Source organism: Campylobacter sp. JMF_08 NE1 (genome assembly GCF_027737875.1).
In the GTDB taxonomy this organism is placed as follows: Bacteria; Campylobacterota; Campylobacteria; order Campylobacterales; family Campylobacteraceae; genus Campylobacter_B.
Genome location: NZ_JAOVUC010000006.1, coordinates 47,265 through 70,318 on the forward strand (window position 1 = coordinate 47,265; position 23,054 = coordinate 70,318).

A 23,054-nucleotide genomic window follows, 5' to 3' on the forward strand; every position below is an offset into this window, starting at 1 on the left:
CTCCTAAATTTTATTTCGCATTTTTTGCTTTTTTATACATTTCGCATGAGTTGTATCGTTCTGAATTATCGCCCAGATCGCAACCCTCGCCATAATACTCGGCAGCTTTTGCCATATTTTTCTCTACGCCTACGCCATCATAATACATAGCACCCAAACTTCTGCAAGCCAAAGCAAATTCGCCATCGCAAGCTTTTTTGTAAAATTCCATTGCTATATCATAATCCTGTCTTGCGACATCGCCTTTGTAATAAATATTTCCAGCGTAATAACAAGCACTCGTATTTTCTAACTCGCAAGCTTTTTTGTAGGTTTTTGTCGCTTTTCTGTTATCAGGTTTAATTCTAGTCATATATGAGTTGCGTCCATATCCATTCCAGTATAAATTAGCAAGTTTCAAACAGTCCTCGACATTATTTTTTTCGCAAGAATTCTCCAAATCTCGAAGCTCAATCCATTTTTCTAAATTTGCGCAGGCTTTTTCGATACCATTATCGCACGCCTTAAAAAGCGCGTTTTTGGCTTCATCGTATTTGTAGCTTTCTTTTTTGTATTCGATTTCTGCTGCGTTCATACCCCAGATATTGCACGCTTCGTAGTTGTTTAGCTCGCAGGCTTTTTTGTAAAATTCCTGCGCTTTGGTTAAATTTGGCGCGATATATTGGAAATATCTCTCGCTCTCGTTTCCTCGCGCGTGCATTTTGCCTGCTTGCAAGCACGCATCAGAGCTGTTTGCGTCGCAGTCTTTCTCAAATTCGCTAAGTGTGTATAGCGCGCCTAAATTTTTGCATGCGATTTTGACATCTGCATCGCAAGCCTTGCGGTAAAAGGCCCTTGCTTTACCAAAATCCACATTTATCGTATCGTCTGGGTTGGTGCGACTGTTGTGGCCGTCTAGGTAGATTTTGCCCACCATGTAGCAGCTGCCGTTGATATCTAGCCCGCACGCTCTATCATATAGCCTTGCGGCTTCGGCTACTTCGTGATCTCTGCCGGTTGAGAGATAAAAATCAGCCAACCAATGGCAATTTAGCGCGTTTTCTAGCCCACTTCCAGCCTTGCAAAGCTTTTCGTGATTTGCGGTTAAAACTACGATTTTTTCTTTTAGCTCGTCGATTTTACGCTCTTTTTCTTGTCTGTCTTTGATATCGAAAATCCCCATAGATCGCTCGGTTGCGACGATTTGTTTTTGGCAGCCTGTTACGATATTTCCGTCGCAGGCGCGTTTGGTAGCATTTAGCGCGATTTCTCTATCTTTGCTCGATAAATTGTTGTAGTTTTTCATATAGATATTTGCCACTTCGTCGCAAGATTTCGCCTCGCCACAATCGCAGGATTTTTGAAATACTTTTAGCATTACAGCTTCGCTTACGGTTTGGTTGTTTTCGTAGTTTATGCCTTGTAGGTAGTATTTCCTGCCGTCCCCTGGCTCGCATGCTTTATCTTCCAAGGCTTCGAGCGGTTTTAGGGCTTTGATTTTAGCGTCGATCTCTTTTTGGGCCTCTTCTTTTTGCCTTTTTATCTCATCGCTCATACATTTTTCGTTGCCAACAAGGGCTTCAAATTTTGCTTGGGCTGGCTTAAATTTTTTGTTTTCAAAGGTATCTTTGTAAATTTCGCTTGCTTTGTTGCAGTTGCCTTCGTTTTCGTAAATTTCGCCCAAATTTACACAACTTTCGTGGTGGTTTAGATCGCAAGCTTTGAGATATAGCGTTTTTGCGTTTTCGTTTTCTTGCTTTGAGGCAAAAATCGCGCCAGCCTTGTTGCAACCCACAGCATAGTTTAGCTCGCAGGCTTTTTGGTAAAATTCCTGCGCCTTTGCGTTATCTCCACTTTGCTCGTAGGCTTTCGCGCTTGCAAAGCACTCTTTGGCGTCCCCGCCTAGGCACTCAGCGTCGTTAGCGTTCGCAAAGCCAAACGCAAAGCCACAAACAAATAAAAATTTGGCAAAATTTTTCATATTTGTCCTTTATTAAATTTCAAATTTGATTTTTTAAATTTCGGTGTGTTTAAAAAGATAAAAATTTTCTGCGCTAAGATGAAGTAAAACGCGCATAAAATCGTTATTAACAGCAGGTCGTATATCCACATACTCACGCCAAATGCGCTTTTGTGTGAGCGGAAAAACCCGGTCTTGTCTTCATCTTCAACGATATATATGTTTTTTAATGTTTTATTCATATTTTGGTAGTTGCCGTTTTCGTCGATTAGCATTTTATAATTTGCCGTTACAAGTGCTTCAAACCCCACAGGTATGGGCATGATGATAGCAGGTGGCGGCATACGCTCATAGTCACTTTGCCACAAAAATATCGCCTTGTGAAGTTTGTCGTAAGGCACAAGCCCGCTTAGCATGATTTGAGGCACGAGCAAAATTGCAAGGCTGATTGATGCCATTTTGTCGTTATGCACGAGGCATGAGGCTACAAGTGCCATAGCATAAGAGCAGATGAAAATAAACGAACAAATCAGCCAGTTTGTGCTAATTAGCACGCCTTCTGGGATTTGGAGCATGGATTTGGCTGAGATTGTGAGCAAATAGCACTGAAAAATGCCAATTATCAGCGCGACGCTAAATTTAGCGACGAAAAATTTATACAAACTAAGCCCGCTACGGCTAAATTTACGCATAAGCTCTTTGTCTCCGTAAATGTCGTAAATACCCTTTAAAATCCCCAAAAACGCCGCTGAAATGGCGATAAAAAAGAGATAATCCACATAATGGTCGTTGTCTATGAAACTATCGCTATGTGAGAAAATCCACGCGATAAAATATCCCAAAAACCACGCCACGCCAACCACGCCAAAGATGAAGTATTTGGCGTTGCGTAGGGTATTTCTAAGAAACTCAATCTGGGTAAAATTTAAAATATCTTTCATCATATACTCTTTAAAAATTCATTGTATTTTTTGTGAAGTTCGAGCGTATCAGCTCCCGCATAATCGCAACCTAAATGCTCGCTAAAAAACTCTGCCAAGCTCATAAATTTCGTCGTTGCTAGGCTAGTTGGTTTTTTGCCATTTTCCTTTTTGATTTCCTCAAAAAGCAAAATTTTATCAAACATCTTTATCATCTCTAAATTTGGCTGGTGAATTATCACCATGACGATTTTTGGGGCGTTCATGCTTTTGCCGTCGGCTATGTCGCGAAGGCTCTGCAAAACCTGAATACTGCCTGCGGTGCTAAGCCCGCTGGTTGGCTCATCGGCAAAGAAAATTTCATTACGCGATAAAAGCATTTCCATTGCGATATTTACTCTTTTGCGCTGACCGCCACTAATCGCCCATTTACCGCCTTTATATACTGGGCTGTTTCGCACCTTGCCCAAATTTAGGCTACTAATCACTTCGTCAATGCGCGAAAATGCCACACCGTGCAATCTGGCGTAGTGTTTGAGATTTTCATAAACGCTAAATTCTTTTATCAAAATATCATCTTGCGTAATCAGCGAGATTATATTTTGGTCTAAATTTGGCGCACCATTTATGCCAAACTCGCCATTTTCGCATTTTGCTTCGCCAAAAAACAGACCCAAAGTCGTGGATTTGCCTACGCCACTTGGCCCCATTACAGCTACCATTTCGCCACTATTAGCGCGAAAGCTTAGTTTTGATACAATAGGATTTTTCCCGTATGAGAGGGTGCAATTATCCGCATAAATTTGCATTTTTCGACCTAAATTTTGAAATTTTAACAAAGTCAGATTATATTCTTAACGCACTTATATTGGGGTTAAATTTGGCTAAATTTAAAAAGAATTTGCAAATTTAGTTTTTTATAAATTTGCAAATTTAAAGTGAAATTTATCTATTCAAAAAGTCCATCGACTAGGGTATCGACAAACTCATCTGGGTTAAATTTGATCAAATCGTCCATACTCTCGCCCACGCCGACATACAAAATCGGGATTTCTAGCTCGCGCGCAATCCCAAAAAGCGCGCCACCTTTTGGCGTGCCGTCAAGTTTGGTGATGATTATGCCATCAAGCTTGGTGATTTCATTAAAAGCTTTGGCTTGGATTACGCTGTTGTTTCCTTGTGTCGCGTCAAGCACGATGATTTTGCGATGTGGCGCGCCCTCACAGGCTCTGGCTGAGATACGCACGATTTTTTCTAGCTCGTTTGCTAGGTTTTTTTGGTTTTGAAGTCTGCCGGCTGTATCGATTAGCACGCGATCTAGCCCTTTGGCGACGGCTGAGTTAATGGTATCGTAAGCCACAGCCGCAGGGTCGTGGCCTTGCGCGGTAGCGATGATAGGGACATTTATGATTTGCGACCAGCGTTTTATCTGCTCGACTGCGCCCGCTCTAAATGTATCGCACGCGCCCAAAATCACGCTATTTCCAGCCTTTTTGTATAAATTTGCCAGCTTTGCGACAGAGGTTGTCTTGCCTGCGCCATTTACGCCAAGGATTAGCTCGACATAAGGCTTAGCAGGGGTGAAATTTTCGTGTTCATACATAAAATATGTCTTCATTACACGCTTCAAATCGGCCTTTTCGACGAATTCGTTAGGTGGGAGATAAAATATAATTTCCTCGATGATTTCATAATCCACATCGGCTTCTAAAAGCATTTCTTCAAGCACATCTTTTGAAATTTTGCTTTTGCCGCGGGCCTCCTTCATAGCCTCGATCGTCTTGCTAAGACCTTTTTTAAAAAAATTAAACATTATAAAATTTTCTCCATTTCGAGTGTTAAAATTTCTTCGGGAATCAAGCCGAAATATTGAGCGCTAAACTCGCCTTTTTTGTCATAAACCACCAAATACGGGATTTCTGAAATCCCTCCAAGCGTGCCCATGAAAAAATCATTTGCCTCGCCGTAGGCTATTTTAAATTTGGCTTTTACCTTTTTTTCATACTCTTTTAGCTCGTCTAATGAAATCTCATCAGCTATCAAAACAGCCACTACATCGAGCTTATCGCCGTATTTTTCCACGAGTGCATTAAGCGCGCTTGCCTGAATCGTGCAGGCATCGCACCACGAGGCAAAAAATGCAAAAAGTGTGGTTTTGCCGCCATTTTCTATGCTAAAACCATTTTTGTTTTTTTGCATATTTAAAATTTGATTATTTGTAAATGTAAGCGAAAACGGCGCAGTGTAATTGGTACCAATACTGCTTTCTGCGGGGATATTTTCGGCGCTTTGGGTTGTCTCTGGCTCGCTATTTGCGCTTTGCTCGTCCTTTTTCTCGCACCCAGCAAGGACGAAAAAACCCATAAGCAGAGCTAGTAAAATTTTAAATTTCATTTGTTACCTTGTAAATTTTGATGTGGAATTATACTTAAACTTGCTAAAATAGCCGTTAAAATTTAATACAAAGTTAAAATCGTGGAAAAAAATGAATTTAGGAAAATTTGCAAATCTAGGCTGAAATTTCGTGCCAAAATTTCAGCCAAATGCACTTCGTATATCATTTCTAGGCGCATTGCGAATTTAATCCGCGCTCTTGGTGCGCGCAAAATTTTGATTTTTTTGCCACTAAAATACGAGCCCGAAATTTTGTTTTTGAAAAATTTAATGGGTAAAAAATGCGAATTTTATCTTCCACTTATAACGGATATTAATTTAAAAATGGTAAAATTGCGACTTCCTTTTGTCAAATCGCATTTTGGGTTGCGTGAAACACTGCCCCAAAACGGCTATTTTGGCAAGGTGGATCTAGCGGTTATTCCAGTGGTTGGAGTAGATGGAAGGCTCGCTAGAATAGGACATGGTAAAGGATATTATGATATGTTTTTTTCAGGTCTAAAACACAAACCTACTGTGGTTTTTGTGAGCTTAGAGGATTGTTTCACAAATGAAATTTTATCTTTGAGCCACGATGTGGTAGGTGATTTTTACATTACTCCGAGCAAAAATTACTTTAAAAGAGGAAAATATGATAGAGATCTTAATCGCCTTGTGCGCTCTTGCGGTGGGCGCTGGCATAGGGTATGGGGTAGCTAGAAAAATCAATAACGCAAATTACGATGTATTGATTGAACAAGCAAAAGCAAAGGCAAAAGCCATAGAATTCGAAGCCGAGGGCGTGCTTAGGGATTCTAAAATTTCAGTCCAAGAGGCTGAATTAGAGGCTAAAAAGAAATACGAGGAAAAGTCAAATCATCTCCAAAAAGATTACAACCAAAAATTCAACGAACTGAACAAAAAAGAACAGGCTCTTTTAACCGAACAAGAGGTGCTTAAAAACAGCAAAGCAGATGTAGAAAATGCGAGAAATGAAGCTAAATTTCTCTACGATGAGGGCGTAAATTTAAAGAAAAATTATGAGGAAAAACTAGCCGAATCGCTGAAAGTTTTAGAGCGTGTGGCTGGATTTACGCAAAGTGAGGCAAGAGATGAAATTTTGCGCAAGGTCGAGGAACAATCACGCATAGATATCGCTCATATCGTGCGCAAACACGAGGAAGAGGCGAAAAAAGAGGCTAGAAAAAAGGCAAATTATATCATCGCTCAGGCGACTTCGCGTTTTGCTGGCGAGTTTGCGGCTGAACGCTTAATAAATGTCGTAAATATCAAAAACGATGAGCTAAAAGGCAGAATTATCGGTAAAGAGGGTCGCAATATCAAAAGCTTGGAAATGACGCTGGGCGTAGATGTCATCATCGATGATACGCCAAATGCGATTATCGTTAGCTCGCACAATCTTTACCGCAGGGCTATCGCTGTGCGCGTAATCGAGCTTTTGATTGAAGATGGCAGAATTCAGCCAGCTAGAATCGAGGATATTTATAAAAGAGTTTGCGATGAGTTCGAATCGAGCATTTTGGAAGAGGGCGAAAATATCGTTATGGATCTAGGCATTGGCAAACTGCACCCAGAAATTTTAAAACTTATTGGAAAGTTAAAATTCCGTGCAAGCTATGGTCAAAACGCCCTTGCGCACTCGCTTGAAGTGGCACATTTAGCAGGAATTATCGCAGCTGAGACAGGTGGCGATCCAAAACTAGCCAAAAGGGCCGGACTTTTGCACGATATCGGCAAGGCTCTTACACACGAATACGAGGGCTCGCATGTGGATTTGGGCGCAGAGGTTTGTCGCAGATACAAAGAGCACCCAGTCGTGATTAATGCGATTTTCGCTCACCACGGACACGAGGAGGCTACAAGCGTAGAAAGTGCCGCTGTGTGCGCAGCTGACGCGCTAAGCGCGGCTAGACCTGGGGCAAGGCGCGAAGTATTGGAGAGCTTCCTAAAAAGAGTTAATGATATAGAGACAATCGCACTTGGTAAAAACGGCGTAAAACAAGCTTATGCAATCAACGCTGGACGCGAAATTCGCGTCATTGCTAATGCAAAATTAATCAACGATGATGAGGCTGTGCTGATCGCAAAAGAGATCGCCGAAGAAATCCAAGACAAGGTGCAATTCCCGGGCGAAATCAAGGTAAATGTCATACGCGAACTGCGCGCAGTCGAAATCGCTAAATAAATTTAACTAAGGATAAAAAATGAAAAAAATCATACTTTCACTTTTGCTTTTTGTGGGCGCACTTTTTGGAGAGGACGAGCTTTTGATAAATAGCGCGGGCGCGTATTCGTCTGTGATGAAAAGCAACTCTGCGTATAAATACCTAGCTAATGAGGCCGAGGCTGTGCTGATTTTCCCAAGTGTGAAAAAGCTAGGCTTTATCATAGGCGGAATGTATGGCGAGGGCGTCATCGTCTATAAGGGCGGTCAGGTAAGCGCTGTGGATATTTCAAACGCTAGTATCGGGCTACAAATAGGCTATGAGGATAATTATTTGGTAATTTTCGTGATGAGTGAGGCTATGATAAATAAAATGCGCAAATCCCAAATCACCCTCTCAGGCGACGCGACAGCCGTGGTTGGCAATTACAGCGCGGATTCTGGCAGACTTGATATGATAAATAAAGATATGTATGTTTTCACTAGCAAGGGTGGATTTTTCGCTGGTGTTAGCCTAGGTGGCTCTGTCATAGAGACCAAAAATAGCGTGGCTTTCGATACTTCCACACAAGAATACAGGCTTTTAATGCAGGTTTTAGGGCGAAATTTTTAGGCTAGATTAAGTGGGTAAATTTCATGGATTCTATGTTTGAAAACCTCCATACTTGGGGATATTTACTGCTTTTTTTATATACTTTGGGCGGTGGATTTATCGCCTTGGTGGCTGCTGGAATTTTAAGCTTTACAGGCGAACTTAATATTTGGGTTTGTATAGCCGTAGCCTGCGTGTCGAATTTCTTGGGCGATACGGGGCTGTTTTGGGTCAGTCGCTACAACAAAAAAGATATCATGCCATACCTAAAAAAACAGCGTCGAAATTTGGCTTTGTCGCAAATTTTATTCAAACGATACGGCGATAGGATAATTTTATTCCAAAAATTCATCTATGGGCTAAAAACCTTAGTTCCAATCGCCATTGGTATCACAAAATACTCGTTTTTGAAATTTAGCATTTTAAACGCGGTTAGTTCGCTTGTGTGGGCACTTATAATCGGACTTTTGAGCTTTTATGCTGGGGATTTCGTCCAAGAAATCTACTCTCATATCAAAGAAAAACCTTATATCGCGCCACTAATCCTCGCTTTGGTTGTAGCAGCGATAATTTGCTATTTTAAATTTGCGACCAAAAAAAGAATCAAAAGTGAGTAAAAAATTTCTAAATTTTGCCCTGATTTTCGGGGTTTTAGCATTAGCTTTATTTTTATTTTATGGCAAAAATTCTATTTCGCAAAGTGCGCAAGATAATGGCGCGCAAACGCCAGCAAGCGAGCTTTGCATTAGCAAAGAGTGCGTGAGCGAGCATATCAAAGCGCACGGAAAACTGCCTTCAAATTTCATTACTAAAAAGCAGGCAAACGCCCTTGGTTGGAGCGGTGGCGATCTGCACGCATACGCGAAGGATAAATCGATCGGCGGCGATAGATTTGGAAATTACGAGCGCGCACTTCCTGCAAAAAAGGGCAGAATTTACACAGAGGCTGATATTGATTACAGGGGTGGTGCTAGGGGTAAAAAACGGCTAGTGTTTTCAAACGACGGCTTGATTTTTTATACAAAAGACCATTACAAGAGCTTTGAGAGGGTGCAATAATGAAAATAATCACAATCGACGCAACCAAAGTAAAAAGCAAAGCCGGGCTTTATAAATTTATTGCCAAACGCCTAAAATTCGAGCCTGATTACATTACAAATCTAGATGCACTTTACGACGCGCTAACCGAGAGAAACGACGCTGAATTTATCATAGAAAACAGCCAAATTTTAAAAGATAAATTTGGCGAATTTTATGAAATTTTGCTAAGCGTTTTTATTGATAGTGGCGTGAAATTTAGCGTCAAAAACAGCTAAAATTTAATCCATTTTACCGTTAATTAACCCAAATTTTTGTAATATTATAAGATTTTTAAAATTTCATTTTAAGGAAAAATTATGGCAACAAAAATTGCAATTAACGGCTTTGGACGCATCGGCAGATGTGCAGCCAGAATCGCGCTAAATCGCGATGATGTAGAGCTAGTGGCTATCAACGATACCGCTAAACGCGACCTTACTAGATACTTGCTTCAATACGACACAGTTCATGGGGAATTTAATAAAAAAGTTGAAATCATAAACGATGATTACATCGCAGTAGATGGCAAAAAAATCAGAGTTTATAGCACCAGAGACGCTAGCGAGCTCGATTTCGCGGGGCTTGGTGCAGAAGTTGTGTTAGAATGCACGGGAGCATTTTTAACCACAGAAAAATGCAAACCATTTTTGGATAACGGCATTAAACTTGTCGTTATGAGTGCCCCTGCTAAGGACGACACTCCGACTTATGTAATCGGCGTAAATCACGAAAGCTACGCGGGCGAGAGCGTGATTTCAAACGCTAGCTGCACCACAAACGGACTTGGCCCTGTTGCTAAAATTTTAGACGATGAGCTAGGTATCGAAAAGGGCTTGATGACTACAATCCACGCTTATACAAACGGCCAAAGCCTAGTCGATGTCAAAAGCCGTGATTTCCGCAGAAGTCGTGCGGCAGCGTGCAATATCATACCGACTACGACAGGCGCAGCCAAGGCGATTAGCCTGATTTTGCCTCATCTTAAAGGCAAAATGCACGGACAAGCTGTGCGCGTGCCAGTAGCAAATGTCTCAATGGTAGATTTAACCGTATCGACCAAAAAAGAGACCACAGCTGATGAGCTAAATGAAATTTTTAGAAAATACGCTAATGGCGCAATGAAGGGAATTTTGGTCGTCGATGATGACAAACGCGTATCAAGCGATTTTTGCACTTCGACATTTTCGACAGCTGTGGCGAGCGATTGCACGCAGGTGATTGGCGGAAATTTAATCAAAGTGCTAAGCTGGTATGATAACGAGTGGGGTTATAGTAACAGATTGGTTGATTTAGCGGTTTTCGCAGCGTCAAAAAGGGGTTAAAATGAGCCAAATTTTAGATATTAAGGATTTGAATTTTACAGACGGCGCGAAAGTTTTTATTAGATGCGATTTTAATGTGCCTATGGACGAGTTTGGCAATATCACAGACGATCGCAGAATCCGCTCATCAATCCCTACGATTCGCTACTGTTTGGATAATGGTGGTTGCGTGATTTTGGCAAGCCACCTTGGCCGCCCAAAAAACGGCTACGAGGAGAAATTTAGTCTTCGCCCTGTGGCAAAAAGACTTGGCAGATTGCTTGATCGCGAGGTTAAATTTGTCGATGATATCGTAGGAGAGCGCGCTAGCAAGGCAGTTAGCGAGCTAAAAAAGGGTGAGCTTTTATTACTAGATAATTTGCGTTTCGAAAAGGGCGAAACCAAAAACGATACTGAATTAGCCAAAAAATTAGCTAGCTATGGTGAATTTTATGTCAATGACGCATTTGGCGTATGCCACAGAGCGCACGCAAGCGTCGAGGCTGTGACGAAGTTTTTCGACAACGAGCACAAAGCGGCTGGATTTTTGCTACAAAAAGAGATTAAATTTGCAGCCGACCTTATCAAACGCCCAGCCCGTCCTTTCGTCGCTGTAACTGGCGGTAGCAAAGTCAGTGGCAAGCTCCAAGCCTTGCATAATCTACTCCCAAAAGTCGATAAACTCATCATCGGTGGCGGTATGGCTTTTACATTTTTAAAGGCCGTCGGATATGATATCGGAAATTCGCTTTTAGAAGAGGATTTGATCGAAGAAGCAAAAAATATCTTGCGCAAAGGCAAGGAATTAGGCGTTAAAATTTATATCCCAGTCGATACTATCGCAGCCCCTGCTTGCTCGCAAGATTCTGTTATGAAGCGCGTAACGGTTCAAGAAATCCCAGCTGGCTGGATGGGGCTAGATATCGGACCTGCGACCGTGGCTCTTTTTAAAGAGGCGCTTGATGATGCGCAAACTATCTGGTGGAACGGACCTATGGGCGTGTTTGAGATCGATAAATTTGCACGCGGAAGTATGCGTATATCGCATTTCATCGCTGATAGCGACGCTACGACCGTCGTGGGCGGTGGCGATACAGCTGATGTGGTCGAAAGAGCCGGAAACGCCGATGATATGACATTTATCTCCACAGGTGGTGGGGCTAGCTTGGAGCTAATCGAGGGTAAAGAGCTTCCTGGCGTAAAAGTCCTAACTATCGAGGATAGCGAGCAATGATACTAGCCGCAAATTTAAAATGCAATCACACTAGGGCTAGTTTCGAGCGTTATTGCGAAATTTTAAATGCAAATTTAGGCGATGAAATTTTATCAAAGCACGAAATTTTGGTATTTCCGCCAAGTGTGGCTTTAAATTTGGGAAATCACAAATTTATCCAAGGCGCACAAAATTTCTATCCATGCCAAAACGGCAGTTTCACAGGCGAAATCGGCAAAGAAATGCTGGGCGAATTTGACATTTCTTGTGTTTTAATCGGTCATAGCGAAAGGCGTGAAATTTTAGGCGAAAGTGATGAGTTAATCGCGCGAAAATTTGAATTCGCAAAATCACAAGGCTGGAAAATCGTATTTTGTATCGGCGAAAACGAGGCTGTGTATAAAGAGGGCAAAACCAAGGATTTTCTAGCCTCTCAGCTTGAAAAAATCGATTTAGATTACCAAAATTTGGTTATCGCTTACGAGCCGATTTGGGCGATTGGCACGGGAAATACAGCCACGAGCGCGATAATTGATGAAATTTTAAGCTTTTTACGCACCAAAACAAAGGCACCTTTGCTTTATGGTGGAAGCGTAAATTTAAAAAATATCGCCGAAATTTCGCAAATTCCAAGTTGCGACGGCGTTTTAGTGGGAACGGCTAGTTGGGAAGCAGAAAATTTCATAAATCTAATCAAGGAAGCAAAATGATACTAAAAGGTAAAAAAGGGCTAATCGTCGGCGTTGCAAATAACAAATCTATCGCTTATGGCATTGCGAAAATTTGCCACGAGCAGGGAGCGGAGCTGGCTTTTACATTTTTAAATGACGCTTTGAAAAAGCGCGTCGAGCCGATTGCAGCGGAGCTTGGAAGCGATAAAATTTACGAGCTAGATATCAACAACGACGAGCATTTGGCGAATTTGCGCGCGAGTTTAGAAAAGGATTTTGGCAAATTTGACTTCGTGCTTCACGCTGTGGCATTTGCCCCACGCGAGGCGCTTGATGGAAAATTTATCGACACTACAAAAGAAGCTTTTAATATCGCTATGCAAACTTCGGTTTATTCGCTGATTGCGCTTACAAACGCAGTCGAACCGCTATTAAATGACGGCGGAGCGATTTTGACATTAAGCTACCTTGGTGGCGTGAAATTCGTGCCACATTACAATGTCATGGGCGTGGCAAAAGCAGCGTTAGAGAGCTCAGTTCGCTACCTAGCGCATGATTTGGGTGAGCGTGGAATTCGCGTAAATGCGATTTCAGCGGGTCCGATTAAAACTCTCGCAGCTAGTGGTATCGGCGATTTCCGCCTAATCCTAAAATACAACGAAAAAAATGCCCCACTCAAACGAAATGTGGATATTTTCGAAGTCGGCAAAAGTGGCGCGTATTTGCTTAGCGACTTTGCCAGTGCAGTTACGGGCGAGATTCACTATGTCGATTGCGGTTACAACATAATGGGCATGGGCGACATCGCCACCGATGACGAGGGCAACACAATCCTAGCGATTGATAAAAACTAATCCTTTTATCCGCCGTTTTGGCGGATAAACTAGCTTGACTTTATGGAAAATTTATGAATAAAAAACAATCTTACATTTGCGTTTTTGACTGCGAAACTGTGCCTGATACTACGGCTTTGCTTCGAATTTTAGACAAAGAAATCATTGATGAGTGCTATGATGAATTTGACAAAAAAAAATATGCCAAAATTTTGCTTGCTGGAATTGATGCGAAAATTCAGAGCAAAAATGATAGCATCTCAAACACTCTGCCTAAAATTTACGGCGATGAGCCGATTTTTAACGATGATAAAAGCAAAATTTTAAACCACAAAAAGCTCTCAATCGCGGCAATGGCGCATTTCAAGGAAAAAACAGGAAGCGAGTTTTTGCCTATAAATTTCCACAAAGTCGTAAGTATCAGCGCGGTTTTGGCTGATGAATTTGGCAAATTTGTGCGTGTAAGCACCCTGCAAGCAGACGATGAAAAGGGCAAAATCAAAAAATTTATCGATTTTATCAACTCTCACAATCCACGCCTTGTAAGCTTCAACGGGCGTGGCTTTGATTTGCCGATGATTATGGTGCGCGCAATGGTGCATAATATCAGTGCCAGCGAGTATTTTTGCACCGATGATAAGCTTGCGAACAAGGATAAATGGACGAATTATCGCTCGCGATATGACGGGGTTTTTCATCTTGATTTGCTCGATCATATTTGCGATTTTGGCTCTGTTAGGGGGCTCAAACTCGACTTTTTGTGCGCGTCTTTGGGGCTGCCTGGCAAATACGATGTGCATGGTGATCAGGTTTTGGAGCTGTTTTATGACGAAAAGGGCGATAAAATCGACGAATATTGCCAGAGCGACACATTAAATACCTATTGGCTTTTCTTAAAATACGAGCTTTTGCGTGGCAAAATTTTGCTAAATGATTATTTGGATAATCTAAATTTGATGAGCGAGTATCTGCAAAAACACTGCGCCGATATGGGGTATAGCGAGATTTTTTGCGAATTTATCGCGCGCGAGATTGAGAAATTTAAAAATGAATAAATTTGCAAAAACGCTTTTTTGTATTTTTTTATTTTTCACAAATTTGGCTTTTGGCGATGAATTTCGCCCAATGCTACTGAAAGAATACAAAAAAGGTATGGATATCTCAGGCTGGGTCGTAAGCGAAAAACTCGACGGAATCCGCGCTATATGGGACGGCAAGACCCTTCGCTCACGCAAGGGCAAAATCATAAATGCTCCCGAATCTTGGACAAAAGGATTTCCAGATTTTATGATTGAAGGTGAGCTTTGGAGCAGGCGAGGCGAGTTTGAAAAAATCGCTTCGATTGTGAGCAAAGCCACGCCAGATGAGCGTTGGAGCGAGATTAAATTTTATATTTTTGATATGCCAAATGAGAGAAAAAATTTGTTTGAAAAGATGAAAATTTTATCAAATTTCATCGAAAAAAACGGCGTGCAAAATTTAGTCGTAATCCCGCAAACTCCGGTTAGTTCGCACGAACAAATCGAAGAAATGCTAAATTTGGTCGTTGATAGTGGCGGTGAGGGGCTGGTGATCCGAAATCCATACGCGCTGTATGAGAGCGGGCGCAGTGCAAATATCCTAAAATACAAAAAAATGCGCGATAGCGAGTGCAAAATTACGCACATAAACCCAGGATATGGCAAAAACAAGGGCAAAATGGGTTCTGTAACTTGCGTGGATATAAAAAGTGGAGTGAAGTTTAAAATAGGGTCTGGTTGGAGCGATGAGTGGCGCGCAAAACCCCCTAAAATCGGCACTATTATCACTTATCAATACCAAAATTTAACAAGTGAAAAAAAGCCTAGATTTCCTACATTTTTGCGCCTTAAACCTGCAATTTAACAAATTAGGGTATAATCAAAAAATTTTTTTAAAAGGAAAATGATATGAAAATTTTAGTTACAGGTGGCGCTGGATACATCGGCTCGCATGTTTTAAAGCAACTTTTAGAATCAAATCGCCATGAAATCGTGGTTGTCGATAATCTTTGCAAAGGCTCAATGAAGGCAATCGACGCGCTTAAAAGCGTGGGCGAGTTTGAATTTATCAAAGAAAATTTGGAAAATTTGCCAGTAATCGAGGAAATTTTTAAAAAAGGAAAATTTGACGCGATTATCCATTTCGCGGCGTTTATCGAGGTTGCCGAGAGTGTGAAAAACCCGATAAAATACTATCTAAACAACACCGCAAACGCGATAAATTTAATCGCGCTTTGCCAAAAATACGGCGTGAAAAACTTCATTTTCAGCTCCACAGCGGCAACTTATGGCGAGCCAGAAAACGGCAAAGTAACCGAGGAAAGCCCGCAAGCTCCGATAAATCCGTATGGCAAAAGCAAGCTTATGGTCGAGTGGATACTAAAAGATACAGCCGCTGCGAATAAGGATTTTAAATTTGGAATTTTGCGCTATTTCAATGTCGCGGGCGCGTCAAGCGACGGACTAATCGGTCAAAACTATCCAAACGCCACTCACCTAATCAAAATCGCAACCCAAACAATCACTGGCAAACGCGATAAAATGTATATTTTCGGCGATGATTACGACACCAAAGACGGCACTTGTATCAGGGACTATATCCATGTCGAGGATCTCGCGAGCGCGCATTTAGCGGTGCTAGAATACTTGCAAACCAACGATAGCAATGTCTTTAATGTGGGTTATGGCACTGGATTTAGCGTCAAAGAGGTCATTAGCGAGGCTAAAAAGGTAAGTGGAGTGGATTTTGCGGTCGAAATCGCGCCGCGTCGCGAGGGCGATCCAGCTTGTCTAATCTCAAATGCTTCAAAAATTCGCTTCCAAACAACATGGGTTCCATGCCACGAGGATTTAGACGAGATAATCCAAAGTGCGCTAAATTGGGAAAGAAAGATTTAAAACTTCAATAAAATTCAGGCAAATTTAAATGCCTGAATTTCTAAATTTAAAATTTATGGTATTTTATGAATCTTGCTAGTATTTTAAATTCAGAGCCGACAGCTCAAAGAAAATTTGGCGTAGTATTATCGTATGTAAATATCTTTATTTCTACAATTTTAATGCTTGTTTATACGCCGTTTTTTTTGCGTATTATGGGACAGAGTGAGTATGGGTTGTATTCACTTGCCAGTAGCGTTATAGGCTATTTAGCGATTTTAGATTTAGGTTTTGGAAATGCGATTGTTGTCTATACTGCAAAATATATAGCCAGTGGCGAGATAGAAAAAGAAAAAAAACTTCATGGCACTATTTTTAGTGTATATTTATGTATGAGTGCAATCAGCCTTATAATCGGGCTTTTGCTTATATTTTTTACTCCGCAAATTTTTGGCGAAAAATTAAGCTTAGATGAAATTTCAAAACTTCAAATAATGTTATCCTTACTTACATTTAATTTTGTTTTAAGTTTCCCTTTTAGTATTTACTCATCAATTTTGACAGCTTATGAAGATTTTGTATTTTTAAAATTAATTGGGATTTTACGAACAATTTTATTACCAATTATCACTATTCCTATTTTATTTTTAGGGTATAGAGCAATTAGTATGGTAATTGTAGCAACTATTATAAATTTGATAGCAATTTTTGTAATTTACTTTTTTTGCAAGAAAAAAATAAATCCAAAAGTAAGCTTTAAAAACTTTGATTTCAGCATACTTAAAGAGATTTTTGCATATTCGTTTTTTATATTTTTAGGCATGGTTGTTGATCAGGTTAATTGGAGTGTGGATAATTTTATTTTAGGCGTAGTTGCAGGGACGACGGCAGTATCGCTGTATGCTGTGGCAAGCGGTGTGAATTCTATGTTTATCACACTTTCTGTAACCATAAGCGGTGTAATGCTTCCAAAAATTTCAAAAATGGTTTCGGCAAATTCAAGCAATGACGAACTTACAAATGAGATGATAAAAATCGGCAGATTGCAATTTTATATCATTTTCTTTATATGTTCGGCTTTTATTTTATTTGGTAGAGATTTTATGATACTTTGGGCTGGGAAAAATTACGAAACAAGCTACTATGTAGCGATGATTTTAACAATTCCAATTAGCATACCTTTAATCCAAAATTTAGGCATTGCGATTTTACAAGCGAAAAATAAATTTAAATTTAAAGCCATTGCAACCTTTATAATGGCGTTTGTAAATATCGCTATTTCTATTCCACTTGCCAAAATTTACGGCAGTATCGGTGCTGCGTGTGGAACTGCGACGGCTTTGGTGGTTTTAAATATAATTGTTATGAATTTATATTATCACTATAAAATTGGCTTAAATATGTTAAAATTCTGGGCTAATATAGCTAAGATGTTTATTATTTCGCTTGGTTGCGTGATGATAATTTTACCGATAATTTATGCGTTAAATTTACACGGAGTTATCTATATTTTGGTTTGTGGTGGAATTTATGCGATAATTTTTGCTATTATTAGTTTTAAATTTATTATGAACGATTACGAAAAAGCGATTTTTAGCAATGCTTTTGCAAAGATAAGGAGCAAATTTTGAATATCATAGGTGAAGTTGTCGCAAAAGATAGATGTATCGGCTGTGGTGCGTGTGCCGGGCTGTGTCCATCAAAAGTGCTAAGTATGGATTTTAATAGCTCTGGTCATTACGAACCAAAAGAAATTCCAGGTTGCAACCCAAAATGCGATATTTGCTTAAAAGTTTGCCCTTTTTATGAAAAAGATTTAGCTGAAAATGAAATCTCAAATGAAATTTTTGATAGCAAAAATTCATATAAAGAAATAGGCAAATATGTTGGGAATTATGAATTTTTTATAAAAGATGAAAATGAACGCATAAATAGTGCCAGCGGTGGGGCTGGATACTATCTGCTAAGCGAACTTTTAAAACGAAAAATGGTCGGTAAAATCATCGCCGTTGCGCCGTGCGAAAATTCAGAAAAATTATTCAAATTTGATATTTTTGATAACGCAGAAAGCCTAAAAAACGCTAGAAAATCGGCATACTATCCAACTAATATGGAAGAAATTTTAAAATTTATATTAGCAAATGACGATACTTATGCAATAACTGCTTTGCCGTGCTTTGCAAAGGCTTTGCGACTTGCAATGAAAACTAACCCAAAACTTCGCAAACGCATAAAATATATAGTCGGACTTGTTTGCGGTCAGGTCAAAAGCAAGAAATTTGCTCAATTGTTGGCAGATTTGAATTTCAGAGAACACAAAGAGCTTAAAAAGGTTGATTTTAGATACAAAATCAAGGATAGACCTAGTTCAAATTTCGCTTTTAAATTCTTGTCTGATGATGATTGCTCATCGATTAGAGATTGGTCGTCTGCTAACGAATACGCAACTTCACCAGTGATATTTTGGACAAGTAGAGCCTTTACGCCACTAGCGTGTAATAACTGCAACGATACTTTTGCGTTATGCGCAGACGCCGTGCTTATGGATGCGTGGCTTCCTAAATTTACACCCGATTGGCGTGGGCATTCGCTTGTGATAACAAGAAATAACGAACTTGATGAAATTTTTAAAAATGCAGATAAAAATACTGTGCATTGCGAGAGTTTCGATATAGAGCAAATTTATACTTCACAGCGAGCCGTCGTGGCACAAAAAGCTGCGTATTTTTATAATAAATTAAACATTTTACAAAAGCAAAAACTAAAATTGCAAAGAAAAATTTATCGTGACGATATGAAGGCGATTAAATATATAAATGATTATGTAAAATTTGAAAAAGTGTTAGAAAAAATCAAATTCCCATTTTTGGTTTGTAAATATATCATTAGAAAAATAAAGGAAAAAATGTGAAAATAGGAATTTTACCATTACTTTTGATAAATAATTACGGTGGAATTTTACAGGCGTATGCTATGCAAAAAACTTTGGAAAGTTATGGTTATGAAGCAAAAATTTTAAGAATAAAATACGATAATAACTATTTTTCTCTTGCTTATTGTAAATTTTTAGCGGCAAAAATTATTAAATTTAGAAAATATAAAGATGCAACATACGGATTTAAATATTTGAGAGATACTGCAAAATTTATTAAAAAAAACATAAATATTACAAAAGATATTTTTGAGATAAGAGATTTTGAAAAAGTTTTAAAAAATGAGAAATTTGGCGGCATAGTGCTAGGTAGCGATCAGGTTTTGCGCCCTAAATTATGGGGTTTTAAAGATTATGAAAAATGTATTTTAGGGCTTAGTGATGATTTGAAAAAAATCATCTACGCAGGAAGTTTTGGTTCAAAACAAGCTGAAAATTTAGAAAAATTAAAAAGCGTTTTTGATAAATTTAAGGTCGTATCTGTGCGTGAAAAAAGTGGCGTGGAGCTTTGCAAAAAGCATTTTGGCGTAGAAGCAAAATGGGTACTAGACCCTACGCTTCTAGCAGACAAAAAAATCTATGAAAAATTTCTTAGCCAAACAGAGGCTGAAAATAAAATTTTTGCCTATATTTTAGATAGTAATGAAAAAACTAGCCAAATTTTACGAGAAGTTTCGGAGCGCGAAAATTTGGGTGTTTGCGAAGTAAATGACACGGCTAATCGCATAAGTATAGAAAAGTGGATAAGCTCTATCGCAAAAGCGAAATTTGTCATCACAGATAGCTTTCATGGGTGCGTTTTTTCGATAATTTTCAATAAACCATTTTTTGCTTTTGTTAATGAAGCGCGTGGAAATGCTAGACTTGAATCGCTTTTTGAAATGTTTGAGTTAAGCGGTAGAATTATAAATTCAAGTGATGATGTAAATTTGAAAAATGAGATAGACTATAAAAAAGTAAATGAAATTTTGACACAAAAAAGAGAATTTTCTAAAAATTTTATAATTAAAAATTTGGAGAAGTAATGAATAAAAATCCATTAGTTTCAATAATAATTCCAGTCTATAATGTCGAAATGTATTTAGGCGAGTGTCTAAATTCTGTTATAAATCAAGATTATAAACATTTAGAAATTATCTTAGTCGATGACGGAAGCACGGACAAAAGCGGGGAAATCTGTGATGAATTCGCAAAAAAAGATAATCGCATAAAAGTAATTCACCAAAAAAACAGCGGCGTAAGTAGTGCTAGAAACAAAGGTCTTGATAGTATAAGTGGAGATTTTGTAACATTTATAGATAGCGATGATGTGGTAGCAAAAGAACATATCCAAAATATGGTAAATTTACTAAAAGACGACACTGATATAGTTTGCACACCAGCTAGAAAAGATTTGCCCGAATTTGAAGTGCGAGAGTTAAGCGGAATTGATGGTTTAAAATATATTTTAGATGAGCGATATTTTATAAATTTTTTTAAAGATGTGAAGTTTGATTGGGGTAATTGTAATAAGCTTTTTAAAGCAGATATTGTAAAAAGTATTAGATTTTTGCCCGACGAAAAGGTCGGAGAAGATTTTAGTTTTTTGTGGAAAGCGTTTTTAAATTCAAATAAATTTATTTTTGGGAATAAAAATACCTATAATTATAGGCGTTCCGAGACTTCGGTTATGGCATCGAAATTTGACGAACGACACCAGACTCTTTTACTTGTCTGCGATAGATTTATCGAGCATGTCGAAAATAACGATATAGATTTATTAGAAGAAGCATATTGGATAAAAGCAAGAAGCCTTTTTGATTTGATTGCCTATGCACAAAATGATAAAAATGAAAAATTTGTTAAAAAATATTCAAGAGAGTTGCAAAAAATACAGATGAAAATTTACAAGAATAAAAATGTAAAATTTTATTTGAAATTTTTATGCTTTTTGCACTCGAATTTTTATATTTTGTTATTTATAAAAAGAAGCATAAAAGAAAGACTTGGGCGATGAAAATTTTATTCGTAATTTCAGCACTTGGTAAAGGTGGAGCAGAACGGGTTTTGCAGGTTTTGGCAAATCATTTTGTAAAAGACCATGAAATTAAAATTTTAAAATTTGATAGCGATGAGCCTTTTTATGAATTTTCGCAAAAAATCGAAATAAAAAATTTAAATCTAGGTGTTGGAAATTTGGGCTTTTTTGGCAACATAAAAAAACGATTTGGCAAAATTTTCGCCCTAAGAAATGAGCTTAAAAACAGCGATGCAGACATCGTAATATCGTTTTTGGATAATACAAATATTTTAACACTACTTGCAAATTTTGGCGTTGGTAAAAAAATCATCATAACAGAACACATAAATTATAATTTTTTGCAAGGGTTTTGGCGAGTGCTAAGACGACTAACTTACCCTTTTGCGGACGGCTTAACGGTGCTTACGAAGTATGATTATGAGCGATACCCTTATGTCAAAAATCGCACCATTATGCCAAATCCTATGTTTGAAATACCAGAAATTTCTGGTTTCAAAAAAGAAAATTTAATTTTAAGTGCAGGGCGTTTGATACCGCATAAAGATTTTAAAACATTTTTAAAAGCCCTAAATTTGGTGGATAGTAAGCTTTTAAAAGGCTGGAAAATCGTCATCGCAGGGGATGGAAGCGAGAGAGAAAATTTACAAAATTTAGCTAATGAGCTAAATTTAAATATCGATTTTGTGGGTTTTGTAAGCAACCTGCACGAATATTACGCCAAAGCAAAGATTATCGCGGTAACTAGCACACAAGAGGGATTTTGCAATATCTTAATGGAGAGCATTTATTTTGATATTGCTAGGATTTCAACTGATTGTATCGCAGGTCCGTCTGAGCTAATAAATAATGGCAAAGACGGCTTTTTATGCGAAGTCGGCGATGAAAAGGGAGTGGCAGAAAAATTAGAAATTTTAATGCGTGATGAAAATTTGCAAGAAGAATTTATAAAAAATGCGAATTTAAGGCGAAATGATTTTTTGGCTGAAAATATTTGTAAAAAATGGGTAGATTTTATTAATTTAACTTTGGAGAAAAATAATTTATGAAAATTCTATTCGTTATTTCTAGATTGGCTAATGGTGGTGCAGAGCGTGTTTTGCAAGTTTTAACAAATTTTCTATGTGTAAAATATGAAATTTGTATCGCTATCTTAGAAGACAACAAACAAAGATATAATTTTGATAAAAGAATTAAATTTTTATATTTAAATGTGTATAAAAATGGTGGTAAATTTGATAAGTATAAAATTTTAAGGCAATGTTTTAAAACGGAAAGCCCCAATTTAATAATCAGCTTTATGGATTGGACTAATGTTGCTTGTGTTATATCGAATTTTGGATTAAGTTATCCGCTGATTGTTACAGAACATAATACGCACTCTTATTTGCAAAATAAATTTTTTGCAAAAATTAGAGATATTTGTTATAAAAGAGCTGATTTTTTGACTGTTTTAAATGAAGACGATAAGAAATATTATTCAAAATTTACAAAAAATTGCGAAGTGATGTATAATCCATATTTTGGCAATTCTTTGAAAGATATTACATTAAAAGAAAATATCATTTTAAGTGTAGGACGATTAGAGACAGTTAAGGGCTATGATATTTATTTTAAAGCTTTAAGTCTAATTGATAAAAAATTACTAAATAAGTATGAAGTTCAAATTGCAGGAGACGGTTCGCAAAGGCAAAATCTTAAAAATTTAGCAAAAGAGTTAAATTTAAAAATTAATTTTTTAGGTCATCAAGAAAATATTTCTAAATTTTACGAAAAAGCTAAAATTTTCGTTATATCATCTGTCGATGAAGGATTTGGAAATGTTTTAGTTGAAGCCGCGTTTAATAAATGCGCTCGGATTTCTAGCGATACTGTTGGCGCAAAAGAGATTATAAAAGATAAATTTGATGGAATTTTATTTAAAATAGGAGATGAAAAAGAGTTGGCGCAAAAACTTTCAAATTTAATGCAAGATGAAAATTTGCAAAAACAACTAATAAAAAACGCAGAAATTGGGCTAGATAAATTTAAAGCAGAAAATATAATTTTAAAATGGGAAAATTTGATAAAAAATATAGCAAAATAAATTTAAAAAGGTTAA

Annotated in this window: 24 protein-coding genes; 19 read left to right on the forward strand and 5 right to left on the reverse strand. The window is 38.2% G+C overall.

The features are described 5' to 3' along the window. Positions 1–10: 10 nt before the first annotated feature. The 5 genes from OFN91_RS06065 to OFN91_RS06085 form a co-directional block, all read right to left on the reverse strand. Positions 11–1,960 (reverse strand): tetratricopeptide repeat protein, encoded by a 1,950-nt coding sequence (locus OFN91_RS06065; protein ID WP_270873612.1) that lies wholly within the window; start codon positions 1,958–1,960, stop codon positions 11–13. Next, complete coding sequence (locus OFN91_RS06070; RefSeq protein WP_270873613.1) at positions 1,957–2,880, reverse strand: ABC transporter permease; 924 nt, start codon at positions 2,878–2,880, stop codon at positions 1,957–1,959. Before OFN91_RS06070 ends, OFN91_RS06065 begins: the two co-directional genes overlap by 4 nt. Continuing rightward, entirely contained in the window at positions 2,880–3,668 is a 789-nt protein-coding gene (locus OFN91_RS06075; RefSeq protein ID WP_270866086.1) for an ATP-binding cassette domain-containing protein, read from the reverse strand. Before OFN91_RS06075 ends, OFN91_RS06070 begins: the two co-directional genes overlap by 1 nt. A 140-nt stretch (positions 3,669–3,808) precedes the next feature. Next, positions 3,809–4,672 (reverse strand): signal recognition particle-docking protein FtsY, encoded by an 864-nt coding sequence (gene ftsY, locus OFN91_RS06080; protein WP_270873614.1) that lies wholly within the window; start codon positions 4,670–4,672, stop codon positions 3,809–3,811. Further along, positions 4,672–5,253, reverse strand: a complete 582-nt coding sequence (locus OFN91_RS06085; RefSeq protein WP_270873615.1) for a TlpA family protein disulfide reductase — start codon at positions 5,251–5,253, stop codon at positions 4,672–4,674. The genes ftsY and OFN91_RS06085 overlap by 1 nt, the downstream gene beginning before the upstream one ends. A gap of 81 nt (positions 5,254–5,334) precedes the next feature. Here OFN91_RS06085 and OFN91_RS06090 point away from each other — a divergent pair, with 81 nt between their 5' ends. From OFN91_RS06090 to OFN91_RS06180, 19 genes are all read left to right on the forward strand, one after another. Next, the gene (locus OFN91_RS06090; protein ID WP_270873616.1) at positions 5,335–5,952 is read left to right on the forward strand and encodes a 5-formyltetrahydrofolate cyclo-ligase; all 618 of its coding nucleotides are present in this window, start codon (positions 5,335–5,337) and stop codon (positions 5,950–5,952) included. After that, the gene (gene rny, locus OFN91_RS06095; RefSeq protein ID WP_270859364.1) at positions 5,885–7,438 is read left to right on the forward strand and encodes a ribonuclease Y; all 1,554 of its coding nucleotides are present in this window, start codon (positions 5,885–5,887) and stop codon (positions 7,436–7,438) included. The genes OFN91_RS06090 and rny overlap by 68 nt, the downstream gene beginning before the upstream one ends. A gap of 19 nt (positions 7,439–7,457) precedes the next feature. Next, positions 7,458–8,030: a lipid-binding SYLF domain-containing protein gene (locus tag OFN91_RS06100; protein WP_270861941.1), complete on the forward strand. Its 573-nt coding sequence runs from the start codon at positions 7,458–7,460 to the stop codon at positions 8,028–8,030. A 32-nt stretch (positions 8,031–8,062) separates the two neighbouring features. Further along, positions 8,063–8,626, forward strand: a complete 564-nt coding sequence (locus OFN91_RS06105) for a DedA family protein (protein ID WP_333720469.1) — start codon at positions 8,063–8,065, stop codon at positions 8,624–8,626. Then, on the forward strand, positions 8,619–9,068 hold the full coding sequence (locus OFN91_RS06110) for a ribonuclease domain-containing protein (protein WP_270873618.1): 450 nt from the start codon (positions 8,619–8,621) through the stop codon (positions 9,066–9,068). Before OFN91_RS06105 ends, OFN91_RS06110 begins: the two co-directional genes overlap by 8 nt. Continuing rightward, positions 9,068–9,325, forward strand: coding sequence for a barstar family protein (locus OFN91_RS06115; RefSeq protein WP_270873619.1), 258 nt, complete (start codon positions 9,068–9,070; stop codon positions 9,323–9,325). Before OFN91_RS06110 ends, OFN91_RS06115 begins: the two co-directional genes overlap by 1 nt. An 81-nt stretch (positions 9,326–9,406) precedes the next feature. Next, entirely contained in the window at positions 9,407–10,411 is a 1,005-nt protein-coding gene (gap, locus tag OFN91_RS06120; protein ID WP_270859369.1) for a type I glyceraldehyde-3-phosphate dehydrogenase, read from the forward strand. Between the two features lies 1 nt (position 10,412). Continuing rightward, positions 10,413–11,624, forward strand: coding sequence for a phosphoglycerate kinase (locus tag OFN91_RS06125; protein ID WP_270869036.1), 1,212 nt, complete (start codon positions 10,413–10,415; stop codon positions 11,622–11,624). Next, the gene (locus tag OFN91_RS06130) at positions 11,621–12,313 is read left to right on the forward strand and encodes a triose-phosphate isomerase (protein ID WP_270873620.1); all 693 of its coding nucleotides are present in this window, start codon (positions 11,621–11,623) and stop codon (positions 12,311–12,313) included. Before OFN91_RS06125 ends, OFN91_RS06130 begins: the two co-directional genes overlap by 4 nt. Further along, complete coding sequence (fabI, locus tag OFN91_RS06135) at positions 12,310–13,128, forward strand: enoyl-ACP reductase FabI (RefSeq protein ID WP_270859372.1); 819 nt, start codon at positions 12,310–12,312, stop codon at positions 13,126–13,128. The genes OFN91_RS06130 and fabI overlap by 4 nt, the downstream gene beginning before the upstream one ends. Positions 13,129–13,181: 53 nt before the next feature. Next, positions 13,182–14,162: a 3'-5' exonuclease gene (locus OFN91_RS06140; RefSeq protein WP_270873621.1), complete on the forward strand. Its 981-nt coding sequence runs from the start codon at positions 13,182–13,184 to the stop codon at positions 14,160–14,162. Next, complete coding sequence (locus OFN91_RS06145) at positions 14,155–14,991, forward strand: DNA ligase (RefSeq protein ID WP_270861933.1); 837 nt, start codon at positions 14,155–14,157, stop codon at positions 14,989–14,991. Before OFN91_RS06140 ends, OFN91_RS06145 begins: the two co-directional genes overlap by 8 nt. Positions 14,992–15,035: 44 nt before the next feature. Continuing rightward, entirely contained in the window at positions 15,036–16,025 is a 990-nt protein-coding gene (galE, locus tag OFN91_RS06150; RefSeq protein ID WP_270859375.1) for a UDP-glucose 4-epimerase GalE, read from the forward strand. A 65-nt stretch (positions 16,026–16,090) separates the two neighbouring features. Further along, positions 16,091–17,635 carry an oligosaccharide flippase family protein gene (locus OFN91_RS06155; RefSeq protein ID WP_270873622.1) on the forward strand — a complete coding sequence of 515 codons (1,545 nt, stop codon included), beginning with the start codon at positions 16,091–16,093 and terminating at the stop codon, positions 17,633–17,635. Further along, positions 17,632–18,915, forward strand: a complete 1,284-nt coding sequence (locus OFN91_RS06160; RefSeq protein WP_270873623.1) for a Coenzyme F420 hydrogenase/dehydrogenase, beta subunit C-terminal domain — start codon at positions 17,632–17,634, stop codon at positions 18,913–18,915. The genes OFN91_RS06155 and OFN91_RS06160 overlap by 4 nt, the downstream gene beginning before the upstream one ends. Further along, positions 18,912–19,961: a polysaccharide pyruvyl transferase family protein gene (locus OFN91_RS06165; RefSeq protein ID WP_270873624.1), complete on the forward strand. Its 1,050-nt coding sequence runs from the start codon at positions 18,912–18,914 to the stop codon at positions 19,959–19,961. The genes OFN91_RS06160 and OFN91_RS06165 overlap by 4 nt, the downstream gene beginning before the upstream one ends. Then, positions 19,961–20,932, forward strand: coding sequence for a glycosyltransferase family 2 protein (locus OFN91_RS06170; protein ID WP_270873625.1), 972 nt, complete (start codon positions 19,961–19,963; stop codon positions 20,930–20,932). Before OFN91_RS06165 ends, OFN91_RS06170 begins: the two co-directional genes overlap by 1 nt. After that, positions 20,929–22,002 (forward strand): glycosyltransferase family 4 protein, encoded by a 1,074-nt coding sequence (locus OFN91_RS06175; RefSeq protein ID WP_270873626.1) that lies wholly within the window; start codon positions 20,929–20,931, stop codon positions 22,000–22,002. The genes OFN91_RS06170 and OFN91_RS06175 overlap by 4 nt, the downstream gene beginning before the upstream one ends. Then, positions 21,999–23,039, forward strand: a complete 1,041-nt coding sequence (locus OFN91_RS06180) for a glycosyltransferase (protein ID WP_270873627.1) — start codon at positions 21,999–22,001, stop codon at positions 23,037–23,039. Before OFN91_RS06175 ends, OFN91_RS06180 begins: the two co-directional genes overlap by 4 nt. Positions 23,040–23,054 lie beyond the last annotated feature (15 nt).